Below are 21713 nucleotides of genomic sequence, written 5' to 3' on the forward strand. Positions count from 1 at the left end.
ACCGTCGCAGCGTGACCGAGCTCTCGTACGAACCGCTGACGCCGGTGTCCTTCCTGGACCGGGCCGCCGCCGCGCACGGCGACCGGGTGGCGGTGATCGACGGCGACGAGCGGTGGACGTACCGGGAGTTGCGCGAGCGCTGCCGGCGGCTGGCCGGGGCGCTGGCCCCGCTGGCGGGCGGCAGGCCGGTCGCGGTGCTGGCGCCGAACACGCACGTGCTGCTGGAGGCGAACTTCGGGGTGCCGTGGGCGGGGGTGCCGCTGGTCGCGGTGAACACCCGGCTGTCCGCGGGCGAGGTGCGCTACATCCTCGAGCACAGCGAGGCGTCCGTCCTCGTCCACGACCCGGACTTCGACGCGCTGGTCGCGGTGGCCGCCGAGGGCCTGCCGATCCGGCGGATCCGGGCCGGGGAGGAGTACGAGGCGCTGCTGGCCGGGGCGGAGCCGTTCGCGGTGACGACCGACGACGAGCGGTCGCTGCTGTCGATCAACTACACCTCGGGCACCACCGGCCGGCCAAAGGGCGTGATGTACCACCACCGCGGCGCGTACCTGCAGGCGCTGGCGATGGTCGGGCACACCGGCCTGTCGCCGTCGGCGGTGCACCTGTGGACGCTGCCGATGTTCCACTGCAACGGCTGGTGCTTCCCCTGGGCGGTGACCGCCGCGGCCGGGACGCACGTCTGCCTGCGCCGGGTCGATCCGGCGCAGGTCTGGCGGCTGATCCGGGACGAGGGCGTCACCCACCTGAACGGGGCGCCGACCGTGCTGTCCATGCTCGCGTACGCGCCGGATGCCGCGCCGCTGGACCGGACCGTGCGGGTGGCGACCGGGGGAGCGCCGCCGTCGCCGGCGATCCTGCGCCGGATGGGCGAGCTCGGCTTCGACGTCACCCACCTCTACGGGCTGACCGAGACCTTCGGCCCGGCCATGATCTGCGACTGGCGCCCGGAGTGGGACGAGCTGGACCCCGATGCGCAGGCCCGCCTCAAGGCCCGGCAGGGCGTCGGCAACATGATCGCCTGTACGGCCCGGGTGATCGCGGCCGACGGGACCGACGTACCGGCCGACGGGCAGACCGTCGGGCAGATCGCGCTGCGCGGTAACAACGTCATGCTCGGCTACCTCAAGGACCCGGAGGCGACCGCCGCGGCCGCGCCGGACGGCTGGTTCCGCACCGGCGACCTCGGCGTGCTGCACCCGGACGGGTACGTCGAGCTGAAGGACCGCAGCAAGGACGTCATCGTCTCCGGCGGCGAGAACATCGCCTCGGTCGAGGTCGAGCAGGCCATCGCCGACCACCCGGCGGTGCTGGAGGTGGCCGTGATCGCGGTGCCGGACGAGCGCTGGGGCGAGGTGCCGGCGGCGTACGTCACGCTGCAGGACGGCGCCGACGCGACCGAGGCCGAGATCATCGAGCACGTGCGGGGCCGGCTGGCCCGGTTCAAGGCGCCGAAGACCGTCGTGTTCGGACAGCTGCCGAAGACCTCCACCGGCAAGATCCAGAAGTACCTCCTGCGCGACGCGGCCTGGGAGGGCACCGGCCGGCGGATCTAGGGATACTCGCCCGGTGCAGGAGACCCCGCGGTGGTTCCGCGCCGCGCTGGCCCAGGAACCCGAGCACCGCGACACCACGGTCGGCGGCGTGCCGATCCGGCTGCGCTGCTGGGGGCGGGAGGACCGGCCCGGGCTGGTGTTCGTGCACGGCGGCGCCGCCCACTCGGGCTGGTGGGACCACGTCGCGCCGTTCTTCGCCGGCACCCACCGGGTCGTCGCGCTGGACCTGTCCGGTCACGGCGACAGCGGCCGGCGCCCCGCGTACGGGATGGACAGCTGGGCCGAGGAGGTGCTGGCCGCGGCCCGGGCCGGCGGGATCGCCACGCCGCCGCTGGTCGTCGGGCACAGCATGGGCGGCTGGGTCGCCGTCACCGCCGGGGTCTCGTACGGGCCGGAGCTGGACGGGATCGCGATCATCGACTCGCCGCTGATCGAGCCGCCGCCGGAGGAGGAGGTGTTGCGGCGCCGCCGGCGCGGCACCACGGTCTACCCGACCCGGGAGGCGGTGCTGGCCCGGTTCACCACGCTGCCGCCGCAGGAGGTCCTGCTGCCCTACGTCCGGGACCACATCGCGGAGCAGTCGGTCCGCCCGGTCGAGGGCGGCTGGACCTGGAAGTTCGACCCGGGCCTGTTCGCGGAGCGGCCGCCGCTGCGGGATCTGCTGCCGGCGCTGCGCTGCCGGGCCGCGTTCATCCGGTCGGAGTTCGGGTTGGTGCCGCCGGAGATGGCCGGCACGATCGACGCGCTGCTCGGGCACCGGGTGCCGATCGTGGAGCTGCCGGACGCCGGCCACCACCCGATGTTCGACCAGCCGCTGCCGCTGGTGACCGCGCTGCGGATGCTGGTCCAGCAGTGGGCGGTGAGCTGACACCGGCTCATGAGGTGAACAGAAGGTGAACGGTATGGGACCGTTGTCCCATGACCTCGGGGTCTCGGCCTGACCGGATCACGGCATTGGCCACCGTCGGCTTGGTCGAGTCCCACCTCGACGCCTGGGCGGCCGAGTATGGGCTGGCCGGCGGCGCCTGGCAGCGGGTGTTCGGCCGGCTCAAGCCGGCGCGCTCGCCCTGGGCCGTGCTCGCGTACGAGGCCGCGGGCGGGCCGACGGTCCGGGTGCTGCTGCACGAGCCCGGTCCGGACGCGCCGGCCTCGGCCGCCGCGGCCGGTGTGCTCGGGCTGATCGAGATCGCCACCTGCGAGGCCGATCCGGCCCTGCCCGGGCTGCCGGACGTGCTGACCGCGCTCGACGAGCCGGCCGTGGTCCGCTACCGCCCCGGCAACCGGTGCACGGTCCGGGGCCGGACCGAGGACGGGGTCCGCTTCGTCAAGGTCATGTCCGAGGGGACCGACGACCAGCGCGACGCCCGCGAGCTCTGGGCCGCGACCCGGGACGGGGCGCTGTCGGTCGCGGTGGCCGAGCCCGGCGGCTGGCACCCGGCCACCCGCTCCAGCTGGTACGGCGTGGTTCCCGGCGGCCCGATCGCGTCCGACCTGCTCGGCCCGGACGGGGCCGAGGTCGCGCACCGGATCGGCGGCGCGCTCGGCGAGCTGGCGGTGGCGCCGCTGTCCCCGGTCGTCACCTGCGGACCCGAGGACCAGCTGGCCCGGACCGGGCGGGCGCTGGCCCGGACCGCGGCGGTCGCGCCGGCGCTGGCCGAGCGGCTGGACGAGGCCGGCCGGGTGCTGGCCCGGGCGCACGGCGAGCTGGCGGACCGGCCGCTGGTGCCGGTGCACGGCGCGCCGCACATGTACCAGTGGCTGGTCGACGACGGCCGCCTCGGTCTCGTCGATTTCGACCGGTACGCGCTGGGCGAGCCCGAGCTGGACCTGGCCACCTTCCTGGTCGAGCTGGAGACCGAGTCCGAGCGGGAGCGGCCGATGGCGGAGCTGGAGTCCGCGGTCGTGGCCGGGTTCCGGACCACCGGCGGCGACGTCGACGAGCGGCGGCTGGCCCTGCACACCGTGCACAAGCGGCTGGCCAAGGTGGCGCGGACGGCGGCGGCGCTGCGGCCGGACGCGGAGCAGCGCGCGACCCGGCACCTCGACCGGCTCCGGCCGGCGCTCGCCGCTCTCGCCTGAGCCCGCCACCACCGGGCTGCGGCCTGTGCCGGTCGCGGGGGTAGCCGCAGCTCTGCTGCTCGGGCCAGCGTGCGTGCCCCCGATCGGAGGCATCTCGTACTGGTGAGTTGTCCGGACAGCTGTGATCAGAGCGACAGCATGTCGTGTCGAGGAGAACCTGCTCCTCAGCACGGGTAATCTCCCCTCATGGTCGCAGGATCGCCCCGTCCGCCGTGTGCGGTCGGGCCTGCTCCGCGCTACCCGATCGAGTCGGTCGACAGCGCCCTGCGGCTGCTGCTGCTGTTCGCCGAGAGCCCGCGGATCCGGCTCACCGACGCCAGCACGTACCTGGGGGTGGCGTCCTCGACCGCGCACCGGCTGCTGTCGATGCTGCAGTACCGCGGGTTCGTCCAGCAGGACGCCACCCGCGCGTACGAGCCGGGGCCGGTGCTGCGCGGGCTGTCCGTCGCCGCGCACCGCCAGCAGGACCTGACCGGGGTGGCGCGGCCGGTGCTGGAGCGGCTGCACGCCGAGCTGGACGGGACCATCCAGGTCGGCCGGCTGGACGGCCGGGACGTCGTCTTCGTCGAGGCCGTGCACAGCGTCAAGGTCGCGCCCGGGCCGGCCTCCGCGCCCGCGCACTGCACCTCGCTGGGCAAGGTGATGCTCAGCCAGCTGGAGCCGGACGAGCTGCGCACGCTCTACCCGCAGGAGCGCCTGGACCAGCTCACCGCCCGGACGATCGCCTCCCGCAGCCGGCTGGAGGAGGAGCTGCGGATCGCCCGCCGCCGCGGCTTCGCGGTCAGCGACGAGGAGTTCCAGCTCGGGGTGACCTCGGTGGCGGTGCCGCTGCCGGGGCTGGCCGGCATCCGGTACGGCGTGACCGCGGCGCTGCCGGCCCGGCGGATGACGCCGAACACGCGCGGGGGAGCGGTGCGGGCCCTGACCGCCGGCGCCGCCGAACTCTCCACGCTGGTCTGAAACCTTGGGTGGGTCCCGGTCGTTCGGGTAGGTAGCAGGGACCTCGAGGAATAGGAGACTCCGTGGCCAAGAAGGGCCTCTTCACGGTGGCGGCCGCGTTCGCCGCGAGCCCGATGGGCCGGCGGCTGATCGGGCAGGCCAAGGCGTACGTGCAGAGCCCGCAGGGGCGGGCCAAGATCAACGACCTGAAGAACCAGGTGACCCAGAAGCGGACCGGCCCGGGCTCGACCGGGCAGACCGGGTCGACCGGGCGCTGAGCGCAGGGGGGTGGCCCGGTGCGGGCCACCCCCCGGCGCGCTACTTGCGGGTGACGGTGAAGGACTTGGTCAGGGTCGCCGTCGACGAGTCGCCGGCGTACAGCTCGATGGTCCCGGGCTCGACGACGAACTTGCCCGCGTTGTCGTAGAACCCGAAGTCGGACTTGTCGACGCTGAACGTGACCGTGCGGGACTGGCCCGGCTTGAGCGTGACCCGCTCGAACCCGCGCAGCCGGCGGACCGGCTGGGAGATCGACGCGACCGGGTCGTGCAGGTAGAGCTGGACGACCTCGTCACCGGCGCGGGTGCCGGTGTTGGTCACCTTCACCGACGCCGAGACCGACCCGTTCGGCCCCACCCTGGTCCGGTCGAGCCGGAGGTCGGTGATCGAGAACGTGGTGTAGCTCAGCCCGAAGCCGAAGGAGTACAGCGGGTCGCAGAACGGCAGGTCCCGGTAGCGCGAGTCGAACTTCTGGGTGACGTCGCAGGGCCGGCCGGTCGGCTCGTGGTTGTAGTAGATCGGCACCTGGCCGAGCACCCGCGGGAACGAGACCGGCAGCTTGCCGCCCGGGTTCACGCGACCGAACAGCACGTCCGCGGTCGCGTTGCCGGCCTCGGTGCCCGGGAACCAGGCCTCGAGGATGGCCGGCGAGGCCGCGTCCACCGGCGAGAGCGTCAGCGGCCGCCCGTTGAACAGCACCACCACGAACGGCTTGCCGGTGGCCTTGACCGCGTCGATCAGCGCCTGCTCCTGGCCGGGCAGGTCGATGGTCGTCCGGGCCGCCGCCTCGCCGCTCATCTCGCGGGTCTCGCCGAGAGCGAGCACGATCTGGTCGGCGCCGCGGGCCGCGGCCTGTACCGCCGGGACGTCCAGCGCGCTGCAGGCGTCGTCGTCCCGGGCGTCCGGCGGCTCGACGTTCTTCAGCGTGCAGCCCGGGGTGAACGTGGTGTTCGGGGCCTGCGCCTTGATGCCGGTGAGCAGGGTGACCGCGTCGGCGTCCTGGCCCTGGCCCCACCACGGGCCGAGCATGTCGTGCTGGTCGTCGCCGAGCGGGCCGATGACCGCGGTCTTCTTGGCCGGGTTCAGCGGCAGCACGTTGCCCTGGTTCTTCAGCAGCACCATCGACTTGCCGGCGGCGGCGCGGGCGCTGGCCCGGTCGGCCGGGGTGACGAAGGACGCCGGGTTCTGGGCCTTGGCCACGTCGACGAACGGGTGGTCGAACAGCCCGGCGCGGAACTTGACCCGCAGGATGCGGCGGACCGCGTCGTTCAGGCGCTGGATCGAGATGTCGCCGGAGGCGAGCAGCTGCTGGCCGTGGTCGCGGATCTCGGTGGAGACCATCTCCTGGTCGGTGCCGGCATTCAGCGCCATCGCCCCGGCCTGGGCGCCGTCGGCGGCGACGCCGTGCCCGCACGGCCCGGTCGCCGGGTTCACCGGCGGGCAGGCCCGGGTCTCGTCGACCGCGGTGAAGTCGGACTCGATGAAGCCGTCGAAGCCCCACTCGCCCTTGACGATGTCGTTCTCGGTGTGCGAGTTCGCGCACCCCGGTACGCCGTTGATCGCGTTGAACGAGCACATCACGGTGTCCGCGCCCGCGTCGATCGCGGCCTTGAACGGCGGCAGGTAGATGTTGCGCAGCCGGCTCTCGGACATGTCGGTGGTGTTGTAGTCCCGGCCGCCCTCGGGCTGGCCGTACGCGACCAGGTGCTTGACGCTGGCCGCGACCTTGTCCGGGGCCGCGTACGAGCTGCCCTGGTCGCCCTTGACCCGGGCCGCCGCGTACACGGAGCCTAGGTAGGGGTCCTCGCCGTTGCCCTCGGAGATCCGGCCCCAGCGGGGCTCGTGCGAGACGTCGACCATCGGCGAGTAGACCTGCTTGATCCCGACGGTGGCGGTCTCGCGGGCGCCGACGGTGGCGTCGGCCTGCGCGACCGCGGGGTCGAACGCGCTGGCCGCGCCGAGCGGGGCCGGGAAGATCGTCCGGTAGCCGTGGATCGTGTCGTAGGCGAACAGGATCGGGATGTGCAGCCGGGACTGGTCGACCGCGACGTGCTGGAAGTGGTTGATCTTGACCGGGTCGGTGAGGCTGAAGACGCCGCCCACCCCCGCCGCCGCGTCGGCGTCGGTGATCTGGCCGTCGGAGAGCAACTGGACCTGCTGCAGCTTCTCCTTCACGGTCATCTGCGCGATCAGCGCGGTGATCTTGCGTTCGATGCCGTTGCTGTCGCCGGACTGCTGCCGGGCCGCGGCGAGCGCCGCCTCGTCGCTCGACTGGTCCGCCGCCCGGACGGCACCGCCGCCGGCGAGCGAGCTCAGCACGAGCGCGACCGCGGCCACCAGGGTGGTTCGCCGGGCCGTCATGCGCCTGACTGTCATGGCCACTCTCCTGCCACGCGGCCGTCCCCCGTACCGGCCTCGGTGCCGGTCCCGTCGCCGCGGCCACGTGAGGGTTGCGCGGGTGGGCAGATTGAATCGGCCTGCTCCGCCGGATGACAAGAGCCCCTGCAACCGGATCGTGACTTGTGGGAAATCCACCCTTCCCGTGAGATGTGCCCAAAGCGCGACTTGCCGGGCTGAGCCGACACGCCCCGGCGCACGTGCGAAGTGAGGGATTCACATGGGCCCCGGAACACGCACAGCGACCCTCCTGGCTGTGGTCACGCTCGTGGTGGCCGGATGCGGTGGCGGCGGTGACAGCTCGGGCGGCGGCGGGGACGACAACTCACTGACCGTCTGGACCATCGAGGACGTGGCCGATCGCGTCACCGCGCAGAAGAAGATGGCCGCGGAGTTCACCCAGCAGACCGGCATCAAGGTCAACGTCGTCGCGGTGGCCGAGGACCAGTTCGACCAGACGATCGCCGCCAACGCGGCCGCGAACACGCTGCCCGACGTGATCGCCGCGCTGCCGCTCTCGCCGCTGCGGACGCTGGAGTCCGGTGACCTGCTCGACACCGGCACGATGAAGAAGATCGTCGACACGCTCGGCCCGGACACGTTCGCGCCGCGCAGCCTGGAGCTGACCCGCGACGGCGACAAGCAGCTCGGCGTGCCGAGCGACGGCTGGGCCCAGCTGCTGGTCTACCGCCGCGACCTCTTCGACAAGGCCGGGCTGGACGCGCCGACGACGTACGACGCGATCGAGAAGGCCGCGAAGACGCTCGACGGGCAGAACGGCGTGGCCGGCATCGCGCTGGCGACCGCGCCCGGAGCAGGCTTCACCGAGCAGACCTTCGAGTACCTCGCCGAGGCCAACGGCTGCGAGCTGGTCGACAAGGACGCCAAGGTGACCCTGAACTCGCCGGCCTGCGTCCGGGCCTTCGACTTCTACAGCCGGCTGGCCAAGGACTACTCGGTCAAGGGCAACCAGACCGACGACTCGACCCGGGCGACGTACTTCGCCGGGAAGTCGGCGATGGTCATCTGGTCCTCCTTCCTGCTCGACGAGATGGCCGGGCTGCGCAAGGACGCGCTGCCCAGCTGTCCGGAGTGCACGAGCGTGCCGAGCTTCCTGGCCCAGAACAGCGGCGTGGTCACCTCGATCAAGGGCCCGGACGGCAGCCAGGCCTCCAGCTTCGGCGAGGTCGTGTCCTGGGCGGTGACGAACACCGCGCCGAAGGACCAGGCGGCCAAGTTCGTCCAGTTCATGATGTCGGACAAGTACGAGGACTGGCTGGCCATCGCGCCCGAGGGCAAGGTCCCGACCCGGCAGGGCACCAAGGCCGGGGACACCTCCTACCTGAAGGCCTGGCAGAAGCTCAAGGCCGGGGTGGACACCAAGGCCCCGCTCTCGGACTACTACGACCCGGACGTGCTGCAGAAGATCCAGACCGCGCCGGAGACGTTCAGCCGGTGGGGCCTGTCCGAGGGGCAGGGCGCGCTGGTCGGGGCCATGCAGGGCCCGCTGCCGGTGCCGAAGGCGCTGTCCGACCTGATCAACGGCAAGGGTGACGCGGCCGGGGCGGCGGACGGTGCCCAGAAGGCCGTGGAGGACCTGCAGAAGGGCACCAACTAGGTGACCGCGCTGGAGGAGCGGACCCCGCCGGCGCCGGAGCCGCCGCCGCCGCCCCCGCGCCGGCGGCTGTCGGCACTGCGCCGGCAGGAGGCCCGGACCGGCCGGCTGCTGCTGTCGCCGACCGTGCTCATCGTGTTCGTCGTGGTCGTGCTGCCGATCGTGTGGGCGGTCTCGCTGTCCTTCCAGCGGGCCCGGCTGCTCAACATCCGACGGGTCGGTCTCGTCGGTGGCTACAACCTGGACAACTTCCAGCGGGTGCTGCAGTCCGACGGGTTCTACTCGACGCTCTGGACGACGTTCGTCTACACCGCCGGCGGCACGATCGGCTCGATCGGGCTCGGGCTGGTGGCCGCGCTGGCGTTGCGCCGGCCGTTCCGCGGTCGCGGCGCGGTCCGGGCGGTGATGCTGCTGCCGTACATCACCCCGGTGGTGGCGGCGACGTTCGTCTGGACGGTCGCGCTCGACCCGCAGGCCGGGATCGTCAACGCCTGGGGGACCCGGTTCCTGGGCTGGGACGAGGCGATCCCGTTCCTGTCCACCCCGCAGGGCCACCTGCTCGGGGTGCCGGTGCCGACCGCGCTGCTGGTGGTGATCGCGTTCGAGACCTGGCGCTACTTCCCGTTCGCGTTCCTGTTCCTGGTCGCCCGGATGCAGGCCATCCCGGGCGACCTGGACGAGGCCGCCCGGGTCGACGGGGCCTCGATCTGGCAGCGGTTCCGGCACATCGTCTGGCCGCAGCTGCTGCCGGTGGTCGCGGTGCTGGCCGTGCTGCGGTTCATCTTCACGTTCAACAAGTTCGACGACGTCTACCTGCTCACCGGCGGCGGCGCGGGAACCGAGGTGGTGAGCGTCCGGGTGTACGACTTCCTCACCGCCCGCAAGGACGTCGGGCTGGCCGCGGCCCAGGCCGTCGTGCTCGCGGTGATCCTGGTCCTGCTCGTGGTGGTCTACCTGCGGGCGTCGTCCCGGGCGGAGCGGTCGGGATGACCGCGACCGCCACCTCCACTCCTACCGCCACCCGGTCCCGGCGGCCGCGCGGCACCGAGGAGAAGGTCTGGGGGACGGTCCGGGTCCTCACGATCGTCTTCCTGGTGCTGATCACGGTCCTGCCGTTCTGGTACATGGTCGTGCTCTCGCTGCGGCCGATCCAGCAGGTGCTGCTGGATCCGGGCCGGATCTGGGTGTCGTTCTCGGAACTGACCGCCGGGTCGTACCGGGCGGTGTTCCGGTCCGGGGACGAGGGCGGCCAGGGCTTCCTGGTCTTCCTGCGCAACTCGGCGATCGTCTCGGTGGTGACCACGGCGGTGACGCTGCTGGCCGCCATCCCCGGCGCGTACGCGGTGAGCCGGCTGCGCTTCGGCGGCCGCAGGCTGGTCAGCGGGCTGTTCCTGATCGTCTATCTGTTCCCGCCGATGGTGCTGGCGATCCCGCTGTTCGTCCTGTTCACCCGGATCGGCCTGCGCGGCAGCCTGTTCGGCCTGGCGCTGGTGTACGTGGCCCAGACCGTGCCGGTGGCGATCTTCATGCTGCGCAACTACTTCGAGACGATCCCGGAGAGCCTGGAGGAGGCCGGCCTCATCGACGGGCTGACCCACCTCGGCGTGCTGCGCCGGATCAGCCTGCCGCTGGCGATCCCGTCGGTCACCGCCACCGCCCTGTACGTCTTCATGATCGCCTGGAACGAGTTCCTGTTCGCGCTGCTGTTCCTGCTGGAGCGGCCGGACCGGTGGACGGTGTCGCTGGGGCTGTCCCGGCTCTCGGGCTCGATCGAGGTGCCGAGCACGGTGCTGATGGCCGGGTCGGTCGTGCTGACCGTGCCCATCGTGATCCTGTTCTTCATCGCCGAGCGACGGCTGGTGGAGGGGCTGACCGCCGGCGGCGAGAAGGGATAGTTGACACGGTCCTCTAGTCTACTAGTCATCTAGTGGATTGGAGTTCTGTCGTGATCGAGTTCTCCCTGGACAGCCGGTCGGGGGTCTCCCCGTACCTGCAGCTGGTCCAGCAGGTCCGGCAGGCGATGCGGCTGGGCCTGCTGCACGAGGGCGACCGGCTGCCGACCGCGAAGGACGTGGTCGCCCTCCTGGCGATCAACCCCAACACGGTGCTCAAGGCGTACCGGGAGCTGGAGCGGGACGGGCTGGTCGTGGCCCGGCAGGGGGTGGGCACGTTCGTGGCCCGGACCCTGACCGACGACTCGCTGGCCATGCACGCGCCGCTGCGCCGGGAGCTGGCCCGCTGGCTGGCCAAGGCCCGGCTGGCCGGGCTGGACGAGGAGAGCATCGAGGCGCTGTTCGCGAGCACCTTTCGGGCCGCCGGCGCGCAGGACATAGCGTGACCGCCGTCGTGAGCGCGCGCGGACTCGGCAAGCGCTACGGGCGCCGCTGGGCCCTGACCGACTGCACCCTCGACGTCCCGGCCGGGCACGTCACCGGACTCGTCGGCCCGAACGGCGCCGGCAAGTCCACCCTGCTCAACCTGGCCGCCGGCCAGCTCGCCCCGACCACCGGGACCATCGAGGTCTGCGGCGGCCGGCCGGCCGGCGGTCCGGCCCAGCTGGCCAAGGTCGGGTACGTCGCCCAGGACACCCCGACGTACTCCGGGCTCAGCGTCCGCGACCACCTGCGGCTCGGCGCCCGGCTCAACCCGGGCTGGGACGCGACGCTGGCCCGGTCCCGGGTCGAGCGGCTCGGGCTGGACCCGGCCCAGAAGGCGGGCCGGCTGTCCGGCGGGCAGCGGGCCCAGCTCGCGCTGACCATGGGCCTGGCCAAGCGGCCGGAGCTGCTGATCCTGGACGAGCCGGTGGCCAGCCTCGACCCGCTGGCCCGCCGGGAGTTCCTGCAAGCGCTGATGGAGGCGGTCGCCGAGCACGGGTTCAGCGTCCTGCTGTCCTCGCACCTGGTGGCCGATCTGGAGCGGGTCTGCGACCACCTGCTGGTGCTGGTCGACTCGACCGTACGGGTAGACGGCGAGGTCGAGACGCTGCTCGGCACCCACCACCGGCTCACCGGACCGCGCCGCGACCCGGCCGCGCTGCCAGCGGACCAGCGGGTGGTCTCGCAGAGCCACACCGACGTGCAGAGCACGTTCGTGGTCCGTACCGCCGAGCCGGTGCTCGACCCGGCCTGGACGGTCGGGGCGCTGAGCCTGGAGGACCTGGTGCTGGCGTACATGAGCCCGGGCGAGCCCGCCCGGCCGGTCCTGGAGGTACTGCGATGACCTGGCTGACCTGGCGGCAGTTCCGCGTCCAGGCCACGACGCTGTACGCGGCCGTCGCCGCCTGCGTGCTCGTGGTCATGATCACCGGCTCGCGGCTGCCCCGCACCGGCACGAACGTCTTCGACCTGCTCACCCCCGGCGACCGGCGGCTCTACTTCACCGGGCTGATCGTGATGGCGCTGGTCCCGGCGCTGGTCGGGGCGTTCCTGGGCGCGCCGATGGTGGCCCGGGAGCTGGAGGCCGGCACCCATCGGCTGGTCTGGAGCCAGAGCGTCACCCGGACCCGCTGGCTGGCGACGAAGCTCGGTCTGGCCGCGCTGGCCGTGGCGGCCGCGGTCGGGGCGCTGAGCCTGGCCGTGACCTGGTGGGCCGCCCCGCTGGACGGGTCGAGCGGGGCGGCCCGGGGCTCGCTGCCGGCCCGGCTCACCCCGGTCTCGTTCGCGATGCGCGGTATCACCCCGGTCGCGTACGCGGTGTTCGCCCTCGCGCTCGGCGTCGCCGTCGGGCTGGTGCTGCGCCGGTCGGTGGCGGCGATCGCGGTGACGCTGGCGGTGTTCACCTTCGTGCAGATCGCGATGCCGCTCTGGGTCCGGCCGCACCTTCTGCCGCCGACGACTCAGTTCGTCACGATCAGTGAGTCCACGATCGCCGGCATCGGGTTCCACGACTCGGACCCGGTGCCGACCCTCGAGGTGCAGCGCGTCAACGCCGGCGACTGGGTGCTGTCCGACCGGACCGTGGACGGCGGCGGCCGGGTCGTCCCGGTGCCGGCGTCCTTCACCGAGTGCGTGCCAGGACCGCCCCGGCCGGACGAGGCGGAGACCCGGGCGAAGCCGCGGCTGGACACCTGCCTGACCCAGCTCGCTGCGGCCGGCTACAAGCAGAAGCTCGTCTACCAGCCGGCCGACCGGTTCTGGACCCTGCAGTGGGCCGAGACCGGGGTGTTCCTGGCGCTGTCCGGGCTGTTGACCTGGTTCTGCTTCCGGTGGGTCCGGCGGGTCTGAGAGGCGTCCGCGGGGAGCCGGTAGAAGCGCCAGGAGCCGGCGTCGGTGACGTCCTCGGGCCGGGCCCCGGCGAACCCGGCGGCCCGCGCGTACTCGTCCAGGGTGGCCGGGCGGGCCAGCGGCTCGGTGTGGAGCGGGCTGTCCTGGTCCAGCAGCACCTCGGCGTGCGCGGCCGGCAGCGTGTACGTCCCCCGTCCCGGTCCGGGACGCCTCGGCCAGCTCGGTCGCGGTGGCCGGGCGTCCCGGAGCGCCGTGTACCGGCCCAGCTCGTGGCCGAGCCAGTGCGCCGCCTCCACGATCTGCCCGACCAGCCCGCTGCGACAGCACGGCGGCCCGGTCCTGCGCCGTCGTCATGGGGACGGTCATGCTCGACTTTGCCTTCCCGTGGGCCAGGGTGCGTGATCAGCCGTACGACCCGTACGCCAGGATGTGCGCCGTGGGAATCCTCATCAGGATCGTGCTCAACGCGGTCGCCGTCTGGGTTGCGACGCTGCTGGTCGGCGGGGTGAACGTGACGACGGACGACACCGGCAAGAAGGTGCTCACGCTGGTGGTGATCGGCGCGATCCTCGGCCTGGTCAACGCGACGATCAAGCCGGTGGTCAAGCTGCTGTCGCTGCCGCTGGTCATCCTCACGCTCGGGCTGTTCGCGCTGGTCATCAACGGGCTGCTGTTCTGGCTGGTGGCGGCGGTGAGCAACGCGGCCGGGGCGCCGTTCGAGGTGGACGGGTTCTGGGCCGGGTTCTGGGGCGCGATCGTCGTCAGCATCGTCAGCTGGCTCCTGTCGATCGTCGTGCCCGACGGCGACGACTAGCCGCACCGTCGCTCCGCTCGGGCGCTGCTGGCGCCCTCCTCCGCGACTGAGGCTTCTGTCGGTGCCGGCTGGGACAGTGCCGGCATGACCGCAGCGACGCCGCGGGCCGAGCGCCCGCACATGCCCGGGTACGGCACGCTCCCGCCGGAGGAGGGGACCGGGCTGCTGCCCTGGTCCTGGGCCGAGCAGCAGCTGACGGCCGCCCGCAACCTCTGGGTGGTGACGCTCTTCCCGGACGGCCGGCCGCAGCAGTCCGCGGTCTGGGGGACCTGGCACGCCGGGGGTGTGCTGTTCAGCTGCGCCTCGACCTCGGCCAAGGCCCGCAACATCGCCCGGGACCCCCGGGTGTCGGTCTCGACCGAGGACGCCAACGACCCGATCGTCGTCTCCGGCACCGCGGCCGAGCTGTCCGGGACCGAGGACCTCACGGCGGCGGTGGCCGCGCTCAACGCCAAGTACCCGGGGTCGTACCGGGTGCCCGAACAGGGGCCCAGCGGCTTCTACCTGGTCACTCCCGGGCGCGCGTACGGGCTGCGGCACGACGACTTCGCCGGCTCGCCGACCCGCTGGACGTTCTGACGCTCCGTTGCACTGGTCGCGTTCGGTGATGTCGTGCGAACATGTGTTCGGGTCGAGCGTCGAAAATCCAGTCCGGGGGACGCGTGACCGACCAGCCCTTCATCCCGATCGTGCGCGAGCCCGCGCTGCCGCGGCTGTCCGCGGCCCGGCGGGCCATCGAGGCCGAGATCCCGCGGCTGCGGGAGCTCCCGCACGTCCGGGACGACATCCTCGCCGCGCTGTACGGGGCGCGGGCGCTGGTCGCCGACGACGAGCACGGCCGCGAGCACGGGGTGGTCATCCAGGCCGACGGGCTGCTCTGGGCCGAGCTGGACGACCTGGCCACGATCGTCGAGCCGGTGCTGGACCCGCGGCGGCACGCCGGGCCGGGGACCTGGCACCCGGACTGCCCGCAGTGCCGGGGAGCGCAGGCGGCGGCCCGGATCCGGACCCACCGGCGCTACCGGACGGTCTCGCCCCGCCGGAGCTGAGCACGCGGCGGGCCGTCCCGGGCCGCAGGACACGCCCCGGCGCGCAACCGCATGATCGTGCGGGCGTGTCCCGCTGGCGTGTCCGGGTGATCGCCAGGCACAATGATCCGCGCAGAAGGACGTCCGATACGACGCAGGCCGCTGGGGAAGGCGCACCTCGTCCGACCGGAGGTTCCTTGTGCCGACCCGTGGCGTTGTCTACGTCCACTCGTGCCCACCTGCCGTGGTGCCGCACGCTGAGTGGGCCATCTCCGGAGTGCTCGGCACCCGGGTGACTTTGTCGTGGACCGCGCAGCCCGCCGCACCGGGCCAGCTGCGGGCCGAGAGCGCGTACACCGGCAAGCCGGGCACCGCGAGCAAGATCGCGGCGGCGCTGCGGTCCTGGTCGATGGTGCGGTTCGAGGTGACCGAGGACCCGGCCGAGGGGTACGACGGGGAGCGGATCTCCTACGTCCCCGGCCGCGGCGTCTACCGCACCTCCACCGGCGCGAACGGCGACATCGTGGTGGGGGAGGAGCAGCTGCGGGCCCTGGTCGCGACGGCCCGGACGGCCGAGGACTACGCCCACACGCTGGACAACCTGCTCGGCGCCGCCTGGGACTCCGAGCTGGAGCCGTACCGCCACGCCGGCGACGGCGCTCCCATCACCTGGTTGCATCAGGTGGTGTGAGCAGATCCTGAGCACCGACAAGGGCCGGTCCTCGTCGTCGAGGGTCCGGCCCTTGTCGGCGTGCGTTCTAGAGGGGGATGTTGCCGTGGGCGCCGCGCCCGGGCGGGGCGACGGCGAGGGCCTCGGCCAGCACCCGCCGGGTCTCGCTCGGCACGATCACGCGGTCGACCGCGCCGATCTCCAGCGCCCGGCCGACCCCGCCGGCGCCCTTCTCGTGCTCGGCCGCGAGCTGCGCGTGCAGGGCCTCGCGCTCCCCGGGTGGCGCGGCGGCGAGCTTGCGCCGGTGCAGGATGCCGACCGCCGCGGAGGCGCCCATGACCGCGACCTGCGCGTCCGGCCAGGCGTAGACCGCGGTGGCGCCGAGGGACCGGGAGTTCATCGCGATGTACGCGCCCCCGTACGACTTGCGGGTGATCAGCGTCACCCGCGGCACGACCGCCTCGGCGAACGCGTGCAGCAGCTTGGCCCCGCGCCGGACCACGCCGTCCCACTCCTGGCCGACACCGGGCAGGTACCCCGGCACGTCCACGATCACCAGCAGCGGCACCCCGAACGCGTCGCACATCCGCACGAACCGCGCCGCCTTCTCGGCCGAGGTCGAGTCCAGGCAGCCACCCAGCCGCAGCGGGTTGTTGGCGACCACGCCGACCGTCCGGCCGCCGAAGCGGCCCAGCGAGGTGACCACGTTCGGCGCCCACTTGGCGTGCAGCTCGACGATCTCGGTGCCCTCGTCCAGCAGCCCGGTGATCAGCGGGTGGACGTCGTACGCGCGCTTCGGGTTGTCCGGCAGCAGCTTGCCGAGGTCGCTGTCCGGGATGTCGGTGGCGTCGACCCGGCCGGGCCGGGCCAGCAGCTCGGCCAGCGCCCGGCCCTTCTCCAGCGCGGCCTCGTCCGAGGACGCGACCACGTGCACGACCCCGGACCGGCGGCCGTGCGTGTCCGGGCCGCCGAGCCGCTCCATGTCGACGTCCTCGCCGGTGACCGAGCGGACCACGTCCGGGCCGGTGACGAACACCCGCCCGCCCGGGCCCATCACGACGATGTCGGTCAGCGCCGGACCGTACGCGGCGCCGCCGGCGGCCGGGCCGAGCACGATCGAGAGCTGCGGCACCCGGCCGGAGGCCCGCACCATCGCGGCGAAGACCTGCCCGACCGCGTCCAGCGCCTCGACGCCCTCGGCCAGCCGGGCGCCGCCGGAGTGCCAGAGCCCGACCACCGGGACGCGCTCGCGGACCGCGGTGTCGATGGCGTCGACGATGTGCCGGCAGCCCTCCGACCCCATCGCGCCGCCCATCTTCTGCGGGTCGCTGGCGAAGGCGACGATCCGGCCGCCGGCGACGGTGCCGGAGGCCACGTACACGCCGCTGTTGTCGAACGGGGCGAGCGGACGCATCGAGCCCGGGTCCAGCAGCGCGGACAGCCGCACCGCCGGATCGCGCCAGTCCGGCGCGTCCGCCGTCAGTTCCAGAGCGGGTGAAGCCACGACGAGCTCCTGACGTCAGATCTGGCGGACGACGAGGGCCACGTTGTGACCACCGAAGCCGAAGGCGTTGTTGACGGCGACGGGTACCGGCAGCCGGCGGGCCTCGGTCGAGACCACGTCCAGCTCGACCCCGTCGTCCAGATTCTCAAGGTTGCGCGTGATGGGGACCACCCCGTCACGGACACTGAGCACGGTGGCGATGGTTTCGACCGCGCCGGCCGCACCCAGGAGGTGGCCGAGCATCGACTTGGGCGCGCTGACCAGCGGATGGTCGCCCACCGCGGCCCGGATCGCGGCCGCCTCGGCGAGGTCGCCGGTCGGGGTCGAGGTCGCGTGCGCGTTCACGTGCACCACGTCGGCCGCGCTGACGCCGGCGTCGCGGAGCGCGAGCGTGATCGCCCGGGCCGCGCCGCTGCCGGTCGGGTCGGGCGCGGTGATGTGGTAGCCGTCGGAGGTGATGCCGGCGCCGGCGATCTCCGCGTACACCCGGGCGCCGCGGGCGGCGGCATGCTCGGCGCTCTCCAGGATCAGGATGCCGGCGCCCTCGCCGAGCACGAACCCGTCCCGGCCCTTGTCGAACGGCCGGGAGGCCCGGTCGGGCTCGTCGTTGCGGGTCGACATCGCCCGCATCTGCGCGAACCCGGCCATCGGCAGCTTGTCCACCACGGCCTCGGTGCCGCCGCAGACGACGACGTCGGCCCGGCCGAGCCGGATCAGGTCCGCGGCCAGCGAGATCGCCTCGGCGCCGCTGGCGCAGGCGCTGACCGTGGCGTGCACCCCGGCCCGGGCGCCGAACTCGAGGCTGAGCGAGGCGGCCGGCCCGTTCGGCATGAGCATCGGCACGGTCAGCGGGGACACCCGCCGTACGCCGCGCTCCTCCAGGACGTCGTCCTGGCCGAGCATGGTGGTGGCGCCGCCGATCCCGCTGCCGACCACGACGGCCAGCCGCTCCGGGTCCACGCCCCGGACGGTCTCGTTCGGCACCCCGTCCTTGCTCTTGGGCACCGGGTCGAAGCCGGCGTCGGCCCACGCCTCCCGGCCGGCCACCAGGGCGGCCTGCTGGCAGCGGTCCAGCCGGCGGGCCTCGACCCGCTCCAGCTGCGAAGTCGGCTCGACCGTCATCCGGGCCACCAGTCGGGCCGGGAAGTCGCGGGCCCACTCGTCCTCGAGCAGGCTCACCCCGGAGTTGCCGGCGAGCAGACCGTCCCAGGTCGAGGCCACGTCCCCGCCGAGCGGGGTGGTGGCGCCGAGCCCGGTGACGACGACGATCGGCCGCTCGCTCATGCCGAGGCCTTGGCCTTCTCGATGAAGCTGACCGCGTCACCGACCGTCTTGAGGTTGGCCAGCTCGTTGTCCGGGATCTTCACGCCGAAGCGCTCCTCGGCCGCCAGCGCGATCTCGACCATGGACAGCGAGTCGACGTCCAGGTCGTCGGTGAACGACTTCTCCTCGCTGACGTCGGCCGGCAGCACGCCGGCGACCTCCTCGAGGATCTCCGCCAGGCCGTCCTTGATCTCTTCGTTCGCCACTGCGTCTCCTTCGTGTGTTCTCTTCGGAATCCGTGGGGACCTAGGGGCAGAGCACGACCTGCCCGGCGTACGTCAGCCCGGCGCCGAAGCCGAGCAGCAGCACCGGGTCGCCGGAGCGCACCTCGCCCCGCGCGGCCATCCGGGCCAGCGCCAGTGGGATCGACGCCGAGGACGTGTTCCCGGCCTCGACGATGTCGTCGGCGACCCGTACCCCGGGAGCGCCCAGCCTGCGGGCGATGGCCTCGACGATACGCAGGTTGGCCTGGTGCGGGATGAACGCGGCCAGCTCGGTGGCCTCGATGCCGGCCCGCCGGCAGGCCTCCAGCGCCACCGGCGCGAGCGCGGTGGTGGCCCAGCGGAAGACCGCCTGGCCCTCCTGACCGAGGAACTGGGTCCGGCTCGGGATCCGGATCAGCTCGGCGGACTCGCCCGCGCTGCCCCAGGCCACCGGCCCGATGCCGACGTCCTCGACGGTCGCGGCCGGTCCGACCACGGCCGCCCCGGCGCCGTCGGCGAAGATGATCGCGGTCGAGCGGTCGTTCTGGTCGACCCAGTCCGAGAGCTTCTCCGACCCGACCAGCAGCACGTTGCGGGCGGCGCCGGCGGTGACCGCCGACGCGGCCGCGGACAGGCCGTAGACGAAGCCGGCGCAGGCGCCGTTGAGGTCGTACGCGCCCGGGGCCGTGATGCCCAGCCGGCTGGCCACCTGGGCCGCCGCGCTCGGGATCGGGGTCGGCATCGTGCAGGTCGCGACCACGACCAGGTCGATGTCGTCCGGGGCCAGCCCGCTCGCGGCCAGCGCCTTGCCGCCGGCGGCGACGGCCATGTCCTCGACCGACTCCTGCGGCCCGGCGATCCGCCGGCTGGCGACACCGACCCGGCTGCGGATCCACTCGTCGGTGGTGTCCATCCGGGCGGCCAGGTCGGCGTTGGTGACCACGGTGGCGGGCTGGTGCTCGCCCAGGCCGAGCAGCCGGGCCCCGGGTACCGCGGGCCGGACGTTCATCGGGCCTCCTCCTCGGTGCCGGGCACCAGGCGGGCCAGCGGCTCGCCCGCGTCGACCAGGTCGCCGTCCTCGATCAGCCACTCCACCAGTACGCCGTCGTAGCCGGCGCTGACCTGCAGGTCCTCGCGCTTGGTCCGGACCGCGCCGAGCCGGCTGCCGGCCTGCACCCGGGTCCCCTCCGGGATCCCGTCGGCGGCGAACGTGCCGCCGGCCGGGGCCATCACCATCCGCCAGTCCGGGGTGTGCTCGCCCTGGCCGCCGGTGGTCGCCTTGGCCAGCAGGGCCTGGGCCGCGGGCAGGTCGTCCGGCGTACGCAGCTTGACCGTGTCCACGCCGGGCAGCTCGCGCCGGGCGATGCCGGCCAGCGTGCCGGCCGGGGGCAGCTCGATCAGCGCGGTCACGCCGAGGTGGCGCAGGGTGGCCTGGCAGAGGTCCCAGCGCACCGAACGGGTCAGCTGGGCCACCAGCCGGTCCACCACCTCGGTCCCGCGGTGCACGGCGGTGCCGTCGGCGTTCGACAGCAGCAGCAGGCCGGGGTCGGCGACCGGGACGCCCGCGGCGAGCGCGCCGAAGTTCTCCCGGGCCGGCTCCATGTACGAGGTGTGGAACGCGCCGGCCACCGGCAGGGAACGCACCTTCCCGCCGCCCGGCGGCTCGGCCGACAGCTTCTCCAGCACCTCGGTGGCGCCGGCCGCGACGACCTGACCGGCGCCGTTGACGTTGGCCGCGGTCAGCCCGAGGGCCTCGATCCCGGCCAGCACCCCGTCCGGGTCGCCGCCGAGCACGGCCGACATGCCGGTCGGGGCGAGCGCGCAGGCAGCGGCCATCTCGGCGCCGCGGACCCGGGCCAGCGCGATCGCGGCCTCGGGGGAGAACACGCCGGCCAGCGACGCGGCGACCAGCTCGCCGACGCTGTGCCCGGCGGTGACGATGTCAGGGCTGGACGCGGGCACGTCCAGCTCGGCGGCGGCGGCCAGCGCGGTCGCCACCAGCAGCGGCTGGGTCACCGAGGTGTCGCGGATCTCGTCCGCGTCGGCGGTGGTACCGAGCCGGATCAGGTCCAGTCCCGAGACGGCCGACAGCCAGCGCAGCCGGGCGGCGGCGCGAGGCAGGTCGAGCCACGGGACCAGCATTCCGGGCGACTGAGCGCCCTGGCCGGGGGAGAGGAGGGCGAGCACTCCTCTACCGTCGCGCGTCGTACGGGCCTGGTGCGAGAGTGGCGCGCACGAAGGTCGCGGGGGAGACCTTGTAGGAACCCCACAATCTCAGCGCGTGTCGCACCCGCGCGGGCGTCCCCGACGGTGGACTTCCTCCTTACCCCCGCCCCGCCAGCGCACCCCCGTTGACCTGGATGATCTGGCCGCTGACGTGCCCGGCGGCCGGGGTCAGCAGCCAGCGGATCGTCTCGGCCACGTCCTGGGGGCGGCCGGGGCGTCCGGTCGGGGTCTGCCCGATGAGCCGCTCACGCCGCTGCGGGGTCATCGAGTCGCGGAAGAAGCCGGTGTCCTCGACGTACCCGGGGGCGACCAGGTTGGCCGTCCCGCCCCGCCCCAGCCGGGACGCGAGGTCCCAGGTCCAGGGGTGCAGACCGGCCTTGGCCGCCCCGTACGACCCGCCGCCGCGCAGGGCGGCGATCGAGCTGAGGTTGACCACCCGGGCGTCCGGCGTACGCAGCCGGGGCAGCAGCGCGGTGGTCAGCAGTACGGCGGTCAGCACGTTCGTCCGCCACTCGTCGGCCCACTCGGCCGCGACCTCGGCCAGGGTGCCGTCCGGCAGCGCGGACGTGCCGCCGGCGATGTTCACCACCGCGTCCACGTCCGGCCCGGCCAGCTCGGCGGCCCGGGCGACGGCCCGCTCGACCTGCTCCGGGTCGGCCAGGTCCGCGGTCACGGCGTGCACGACCGCACCCGGCACGGCCTTCCCGACCTCCTCGACGGTCTCGGCCAGCGGGCCCTCCCGGCGGCCGAGCACGACCACGGTCCAGTCGTCGCGGGCGAGCGCGGCGGCGGTGGCCCGGCCGATGCCGGTGCCGCCGCCGGAGACGTACGCGACCCTGCTCATCCGTTGTCCCTTC

Annotated in this window: 22 protein-coding genes and 1 pseudogene; 15 read left to right on the forward strand and 8 right to left on the reverse strand. The window is 73.5% G+C overall.

Annotated features, from left to right (window positions below; genetic code table 11):
• Positions 1-11 precede the first annotated feature (11 nt).
• From VGP36_12725 to VGP36_12745, 5 genes are all read left to right on the forward strand, one after another.
• Positions 12-1556: an acyl--CoA ligase family protein gene (locus tag VGP36_12725; GenBank protein HEV7655580.1), complete on the forward strand. Its 1545-nt coding sequence runs from the start codon at positions 12-14 to the stop codon at positions 1554-1556.
• A 13-nt stretch (positions 1557-1569) separates the two neighbouring features.
• Positions 1570-2424 carry an alpha/beta hydrolase gene (locus VGP36_12730; protein HEV7655581.1) on the forward strand — a complete coding sequence of 285 codons (855 nt, stop codon included), beginning with the start codon at positions 1570-1572 and terminating at the stop codon, positions 2422-2424.
• A 50-nt stretch (positions 2425-2474) separates the two neighbouring features.
• On the forward strand, positions 2475-3635 hold the full coding sequence (locus VGP36_12735; GenBank protein ID HEV7655582.1) for a phosphotransferase: 1161 nt from the start codon (positions 2475-2477) through the stop codon (positions 3633-3635).
• Positions 3636-3821: 186 nt separating this feature from the next.
• Positions 3822-4595, forward strand: coding sequence for an IclR family transcriptional regulator (locus VGP36_12740; GenBank protein ID HEV7655583.1), 774 nt, complete (start codon positions 3822-3824; stop codon positions 4593-4595).
• A 62-nt stretch (positions 4596-4657) separates the two neighbouring features.
• Entirely contained in the window at positions 4658-4852 is a 195-nt protein-coding gene (locus VGP36_12745; GenBank protein ID HEV7655584.1) for a hypothetical protein, read from the forward strand.
• A 40-nt stretch (positions 4853-4892) separates the two neighbouring features.
• Here VGP36_12745 and bglX read toward each other — a convergent pair whose 3' ends face one another.
• A complete protein-coding gene (gene bglX, locus VGP36_12750) occupies positions 4893-7214 on the reverse strand; it encodes a beta-glucosidase BglX (protein HEV7655585.1) in 2322 nt (773 codons plus the stop codon).
• Positions 7215-7506: 292 nt separating this feature from the next.
• Here bglX and VGP36_12755 point away from each other — a divergent pair, with 292 nt between their 5' ends.
• Genes VGP36_12755 through VGP36_12780 form a run of 6 tightly spaced genes read left to right on the forward strand, consistent with a single transcriptional unit; the run spans position 7507 to position 13088 of the window.
• Positions 7507-8868 carry an extracellular solute-binding protein gene (locus VGP36_12755; GenBank protein HEV7655586.1) on the forward strand — a complete coding sequence of 454 codons (1362 nt, stop codon included), beginning with the start codon at positions 7507-7509 and terminating at the stop codon, positions 8866-8868.
• Complete coding sequence (locus VGP36_12760) at positions 8869-9855, forward strand: sugar ABC transporter permease (protein ID HEV7655587.1); 987 nt, start codon at positions 8869-8871, stop codon at positions 9853-9855.
• Entirely contained in the window at positions 9852-10760 is a 909-nt protein-coding gene (locus tag VGP36_12765) for a carbohydrate ABC transporter permease (protein ID HEV7655588.1), read from the forward strand. The genes VGP36_12760 and VGP36_12765 overlap by 4 nt, the downstream gene beginning before the upstream one ends.
• Positions 10761-10810: 50 nt before the next feature.
• Positions 10811-11203, forward strand: a complete 393-nt coding sequence (locus VGP36_12770) for a GntR family transcriptional regulator (protein HEV7655589.1) — start codon at positions 10811-10813, stop codon at positions 11201-11203.
• A complete protein-coding gene (locus VGP36_12775) occupies positions 11200-12084 on the forward strand; it encodes an ABC transporter ATP-binding protein (GenBank protein HEV7655590.1) in 885 nt (294 codons plus the stop codon). Before VGP36_12770 ends, VGP36_12775 begins: the two co-directional genes overlap by 4 nt.
• Positions 12081-13088, forward strand: a complete 1008-nt coding sequence (locus tag VGP36_12780) for an ABC transporter permease subunit (GenBank protein HEV7655591.1) — start codon at positions 12081-12083, stop codon at positions 13086-13088. Before VGP36_12775 ends, VGP36_12780 begins: the two co-directional genes overlap by 4 nt.
• On the opposite strand, the gene VGP36_12785 is transcribed toward VGP36_12780, so the two are convergent.
• Positions 12977-13384 carry a hypothetical protein gene (locus VGP36_12785; GenBank protein ID HEV7655592.1) on the reverse strand — a complete coding sequence of 136 codons (408 nt, stop codon included), beginning with the start codon at positions 13382-13384 and terminating at the stop codon, positions 12977-12979. The two genes, VGP36_12780 and VGP36_12785, sit on opposite strands and share 112 nt — an antisense overlap.
• Positions 13385-13515: 131 nt before the next feature.
• Between VGP36_12785 and VGP36_12790 the strand changes: the two genes are divergently transcribed.
• The 4 genes from VGP36_12790 (at position 13516) to VGP36_12805 (ending at position 15621) form a co-directional block, all read left to right on the forward strand.
• Positions 13516-13902, forward strand: a complete 387-nt coding sequence (locus VGP36_12790) for a phage holin family protein (protein HEV7655593.1) — start codon at positions 13516-13518, stop codon at positions 13900-13902.
• Between the two features lie 84 nt (positions 13903-13986).
• Complete coding sequence (locus VGP36_12795; protein HEV7655594.1) at positions 13987-14481, forward strand: pyridoxamine 5'-phosphate oxidase family protein; 495 nt, start codon at positions 13987-13989, stop codon at positions 14479-14481.
• Between the two features lie 83 nt (positions 14482-14564).
• A complete protein-coding gene (locus tag VGP36_12800) occupies positions 14565-14951 on the forward strand; it encodes a hypothetical protein (GenBank protein HEV7655595.1) in 387 nt (128 codons plus the stop codon).
• 178 nt (positions 14952-15129) lie between these two features.
• A complete protein-coding gene (locus tag VGP36_12805) occupies positions 15130-15621 on the forward strand; it encodes a DUF3145 domain-containing protein (GenBank protein HEV7655596.1) in 492 nt (163 codons plus the stop codon).
• A gap of 67 nt (positions 15622-15688) precedes the next feature.
• On the opposite strand, the gene VGP36_12810 is transcribed toward VGP36_12805, so the two are convergent.
• The 6 genes and pseudogenes from VGP36_12810 to VGP36_12835 form a co-directional block, all read right to left on the reverse strand.
• Positions 15689-17014, reverse strand: a complete 1326-nt coding sequence (locus VGP36_12810; GenBank protein ID HEV7655597.1) for a carboxyl transferase domain-containing protein — start codon at positions 17012-17014, stop codon at positions 15689-15691.
• Positions 17015-17119: 105 nt separating this feature from the next.
• Positions 17120-18388, reverse strand: a complete 1269-nt coding sequence (gene fabF, locus VGP36_12815; protein ID HEV7655598.1) for a beta-ketoacyl-ACP synthase II — start codon at positions 18386-18388, stop codon at positions 17120-17122.
• Entirely contained in the window at positions 18385-18663 is a 279-nt protein-coding gene (locus VGP36_12820) for an acyl carrier protein (protein ID HEV7655599.1), read from the reverse strand. Before VGP36_12820 ends, fabF begins: the two co-directional genes overlap by 4 nt.
• 10 nt (positions 18664-18673) lie before the next feature.
• Positions 18674-19639 (reverse strand): beta-ketoacyl-ACP synthase III, encoded by a 966-nt coding sequence (locus VGP36_12825; protein ID HEV7655600.1) that lies wholly within the window; start codon positions 19637-19639, stop codon positions 18674-18676.
• 290 nt (positions 19640-19929) lie between these two features.
• A pseudogene (locus VGP36_12830) lies at positions 19930-20817 on the reverse strand (ACP S-malonyltransferase).
• A 136-nt stretch (positions 20818-20953) separates the two neighbouring features.
• Complete coding sequence (locus VGP36_12835) at positions 20954-21700, reverse strand: SDR family oxidoreductase (GenBank protein ID HEV7655601.1); 747 nt, start codon at positions 21698-21700, stop codon at positions 20954-20956.
• Between the last annotated feature and the right edge of the window lie 13 nt (positions 21701-21713).

Source organism: Mycobacteriales bacterium (assembly GCA_035995165.1).
Classification (GTDB): Bacteria; Actinomycetota; Actinomycetes; order Mycobacteriales; family CADCTP01; genus CADCTP01.

What these genes read in the sequence shown, in the direction of transcription:
- VGP36_12735 (HEV7655582.1), top strand. Translation starts at nt 2,475, where the DNA reads ATGACCTCGGGGTCTCGGCCTGACCGGATCACGGCATTGGCCACCGTC.
- VGP36_12740 (HEV7655583.1), top strand. Translation starts at nt 3,822, where the DNA reads ATGGTCGCAGGATCGCCCCGTCCGCCGTGTGCGGTCGGGCCTGCTCCG.
- bglX (HEV7655585.1), bottom strand. Translation starts at nt 7,214, where the DNA reads ATGACGGCCCGGCGAACCACCCTGGTGGCCGCGGTCGCGCTCGTGCTG.
- VGP36_12765 (HEV7655588.1), top strand. Translation starts at nt 9,852, where the DNA reads ATGACCGCGACCGCCACCTCCACTCCTACCGCCACCCGGTCCCGGCGG.
- VGP36_12780 (HEV7655591.1), top strand. Translation starts at nt 12,081, where the DNA reads ATGACCTGGCTGACCTGGCGGCAGTTCCGCGTCCAGGCCACGACGCTG.
- VGP36_12790 (HEV7655593.1), top strand. Translation starts at nt 13,516, where the DNA reads ATGTGCGCCGTGGGAATCCTCATCAGGATCGTGCTCAACGCGGTCGCC.
- VGP36_12795 (HEV7655594.1), top strand. Translation starts at nt 13,987, where the DNA reads ATGACCGCAGCGACGCCGCGGGCCGAGCGCCCGCACATGCCCGGGTAC.
- VGP36_12810 (HEV7655597.1), bottom strand. Translation starts at nt 17,014, where the DNA reads ATGCGTCCGCTCGCCCCGTTCGACAACAGCGGCGTGTACGTGGCCTCC.
- fabF (HEV7655598.1), bottom strand. Translation starts at nt 18,388, where the DNA reads ATGAGCGAGCGGCCGATCGTCGTCGTCACCGGGCTCGGCGCCACCACC.
- VGP36_12825 (HEV7655600.1), bottom strand. Translation starts at nt 19,639, where the DNA reads ATGAACGTCCGGCCCGCGGTACCCGGGGCCCGGCTGCTCGGCCTGGGC.
- VGP36_12835 (HEV7655601.1), bottom strand. Translation starts at nt 21,700, where the DNA reads ATGAGCAGGGTCGCGTACGTCTCCGGCGGCGGCACCGGCATCGGCCGG.